Source organism: Streptomyces sp. E11-3 (genome assembly GCF_046540415.1).
Lineage (GTDB): Bacteria > Actinomycetota > Actinomycetes > Streptomycetales > Streptomycetaceae > Streptomyces.
This window is the reverse complement of sequence record NZ_JAZGRL010000037.1, coordinates 1-3,382: the sequence shown is the minus strand read 5'-3', so window position 1 is coordinate 3,382 and position 3,382 is coordinate 1. Positions and strand designations below refer to the sequence as shown.

Genomic DNA, 3,382 nt, shown 5'->3' with positions numbered 1-3,382 from the left:
GGGCGCGTGCCAGGCGTCGCGGGCCCGCGAAGATCGGGGAGACGCCCCCTAGCGGGTTTCTCCCCCTACGCGGTACGCCGCAGCACCGCCAGGTACATCGCGTCCGTGCCGTGCAGGTGCGGCCACAGCTGTACGTCGGGCCCGTCGCCGAGTGCCGGGACCCCGGGCATCAGGGGGCGGGCGTCGATGAGTTCGGCGCCGCCGTGCTTCTTCAGTACGTCCTCGACGACGGCGCGCGTCTCGGCGAGGTGCGGCGAACAGGTGGCATAGCCGACGACGCCGCCGACGCGTACGGCCGACAGCGCCTCCTGGAGCAGGCCGCGCTGCAACGGGGCGAAGCCGTCCAGGTCCTCGGGACGGCGCCGCCAGCGGGCCTCGGGGCGGCGCCGCAGGGCACCGAGCCCGGTGCAGGGCACGTCCATCAGGACGCGGTCGAAACTGCCGGGGCGCCAGGGCGGACGGGTGCCGTCGGCGGCGATCACCTGGTACGGGCCGGGGTTGCCTTCCAGGGCCTGGGCCACCAGGCGGGCGCGATGCGGCTGCTTCTCGGACGCGAGCAGCAGCGCCCCGCGCTGGGCGGCGAGCCCGGCCAGCATGGCGGCCTTGCCACCGGGGCCCGCGCAGCCATCCAGCCACCGCTTGTCGGGGCCGTCCAGCGGCGCCTGGGCGAGCGCGAGCGCGACCAGCTGGCTGCCCTCGTCCTGCACTCCGGCCCGCCCCTCGCGCACCGCGTCGACCGCGCCCGGTTCGCCGCCCTCGGCGAGCCGGACCGCCTGCGGAGACCACCGCCCGGGCAGGCCGCGCTCCTCGCCGAGCGCGTCCAGGAGCTCGTCGGCCGTGCTGCGCCCGGGGCGGGCGACCAGGGTCACCTCAGGCCGCTCGTTGTCGGCCTCCAGCAGGTCCTCGATACCGGCGCGCCCACCGCCCAGCGCGTCCCAGAGCGCGGACACGATCCAGCGCGGGTGCGAGTGCACCACCGCGAGATGGTCCTCGGGGTCCTCGTCGTACGGCGGCGCGACCTTCTCCAGCCAACCGTCGAGATCATCCGCCGCGATCTTCCGCAGTACGGCGTTGACGAACTTGGCCCGCCCGTCACCCAGCACCACCCGCGCCAGTTCCACACTCGCGGACACCGCCGCGTGGCTGGGAATCCGCGTCCCGAGGAGCTGGTGCGCCCCGAGGCTGAGCACGTCCAGAACCGGCGGGTCGACCTCGCGCAGCGGCCGGTCCACACACGCCGAGATGATCGCGTCGTAGGTGCCCTGACGGCGGAGCGTGCCGTACACCAGCTCGGTGGCCAGCGCCGCGTCGCGCCCGTCGAAGTCGCCCTTGTCGCGGGCCTTCCTGAGCAGCGGCGGCAGCACGAGGTTCGCGTACGCGTCCCGCTCGTCCACCGCCCTCAGCGCCTCGAACGCGAGCATCCGTACGGGGTCCTTCTGGGGACGGCGGTACGGCTTGCCCGGCTTGCGGGGACGGCGACGAGGCTGGTCGTTCACGAAAAAGGTGCTCCGGATCTTGGATGGAGATACGTACTAAGCCTACGGCGGCCCCGCCGACCGGGCTCACCAGGCGGTCGGCGGGCCCGCGGGCCTCAGGCGCCCAAAGCCTCTCCGGGGGCGATGCGCACCCCACGGGCCCAGTCCGCCGCCCGCATCGGCTTCTTGCCCTGCGGCTGCACCCAGAGCGGCTCCACGGCGTGCGAGCCGGTGCCCACATACACGTTGTTCTTGCCCACGGACAGCTCACCGGGCGCCAGTTCCGCGTGGTCCGGCACCAGCTGCACGGAGACGAGCTTCAGCCGCTCCCCGCGGAACACGGTCCACGCCCCCGGCGCGGGCGTGCAGCCGCGCACCACCCGGTCGATCCGCAGCGCCGGAGCGGCCCAGTCCACGTGGGCGTCCTCGACGGTGATCTTCGGCGCGAGCGAGATACCGTCCGACGGCTGCGGTACGGCCTTCAGCGCGCCGTCCTCGATACCGTCCATGGTCGCCGCGAGCAGGCCCGCGCCCGCGAAGGCGAGCCGGGTCAGCAGATCACCGCTGGTGTCCGTGGACCGAACCTCCTCGGTGACGGTCCCGTACACCGGCCCCGCGTCAAGCCCCTCCTCAATCAAGAAGGTCGACGCACCGGTGATCTCATCCCCCGCCATGATCGAGTGCTGCACAGGAGCAGCCCCACGCCACGCGGGCAGCAGCGAGAAGTGCAGATTCACCCACCCCCGAGCGGGAACATCCAGCGCCACCCGCGGCAGCAACGCGCCATAGGCCACGACCGGACAGCAGTCGGGGCCGATCTCACGCAACCGCGCCAGAAAGTCCTCATCCCGTGGCCGCCGGGGCTTGAGCACCTCGATACCGGCCGCCTCCGCCCGCTCGGCGACCGGACTGGCCACCAGCCTGCGGCCGCGCCCGGCCGGGGCGTCGGGCCGGGTGACCACGGCGGCCACCTCATGCCGGTCAGAGGCGATCAGAGCATCCAGAGCGGGGACGGCGACCTCGGGGGTGCCTGCGAAGACGAGCTTCATAGGTGGGCGACTGCCTCTCGGGCGGGGGTCAGGACGAGCAGCGCACCAGTCTATTGGGCCACCGTCCACAGGGCGTACGTGCCGCCGTGCGCCCTGCGCATATGCGCATACGCCCCCGCACCGTGACCACATCGCCGGGGGCGCGTTGGTCAAGAGAGAGTTGACCACAACGGGCCGCGCATGCGGCCCGATCCTTTTAACCGCCGGTTCGAGAGGCTTGTTCATGGCCGACCACGCAACCCACGACGCCCAGGCAAGGGCCAGCCTGCATCTGCTGGTGCGGGACATCGAGCGGGTCCGCCGGCAGGTGGACGCGTTGCGCACCCTCACCGCCCAGCTGGGAAACGTCTACCGCCCGCGCCGCTCCGGGCCCTCCACGGGCTTCGTCGTGTACGGACGCGCGCCCGCGCCGACCGTCCGCCTTGCCCAGGAACTCCGCGACAGCGTCGAGACGCTGGTCACGGCCGCCGTGGATTTCGACCGTTCGCTGGGGTTCTCCTGGGACGCGGTGGGCTCCGCGCTCGGCGTCACCAAGCAGGCGGTGCACCGCAGGTACGGCGCCCGGCGGGCGACGACCCAGGCGGCCGCCGAGGCCGAGCGCTCCACCGAGACGGCGAGCGCCCGCCCGGTCTCGGTCGGCACCAGCGCGCCTCTGCCGACCGTGCCCGCGGCGCGCTCCATGCCGACCCAGCCCACCGCAGGCAGCACCGGCCTCCGCGACGAGACCCGCCCCGGGGTGCTCCCCGGCCCCCGCAACGGCTGACCCCGCGAGGGTTCACCCCTCGGTCTTGCCTGCCCCCTAGCGGTGGGGTGCGCATCGTTTCGTTGTGGGGCGGGGCCGCCGCGTCGGGGTGCGGG

General features: G+C 73.6%; 3 protein-coding genes. 1 reads left to right on the top strand and 2 read right to left on the bottom strand.

Going from position 1 to position 3,382, the window contains the following annotated elements; translation table 11 throughout:
* Window positions 1-65: 65 nt before the first annotated feature.
* Together U9R90_RS34535 and fmt are read right to left on the bottom strand one after the other, a co-directional pair.
* Window positions 66-1,496: an RsmB/NOP family class I SAM-dependent RNA methyltransferase gene (locus tag U9R90_RS34535; RefSeq protein ID WP_411061306.1), complete on the bottom strand. Its 1,431-nt coding sequence runs from the start codon at window positions 1,494-1,496 to the stop codon at window positions 66-68.
* A 95-nt stretch (window positions 1,497-1,591) separates the two neighbouring features.
* The gene (gene fmt, locus U9R90_RS34530; protein WP_411061304.1) at window positions 1,592-2,524 is read right to left on the bottom strand and encodes a methionyl-tRNA formyltransferase; all 933 of its coding nucleotides are present in this window, start codon (window positions 2,522-2,524) and stop codon (window positions 1,592-1,594) included.
* Between the two features lie 223 nt (window positions 2,525-2,747).
* Here fmt and U9R90_RS34525 point away from each other — a divergent pair, with 223 nt between their 5' ends.
* Window positions 2,748-3,287: a hypothetical protein gene (locus tag U9R90_RS34525; protein WP_411061302.1), complete on the top strand. Its 540-nt coding sequence runs from the start codon at window positions 2,748-2,750 to the stop codon at window positions 3,285-3,287.
* The last annotated feature ends 95 nt before the right edge of the window (window positions 3,288-3,382 follow it).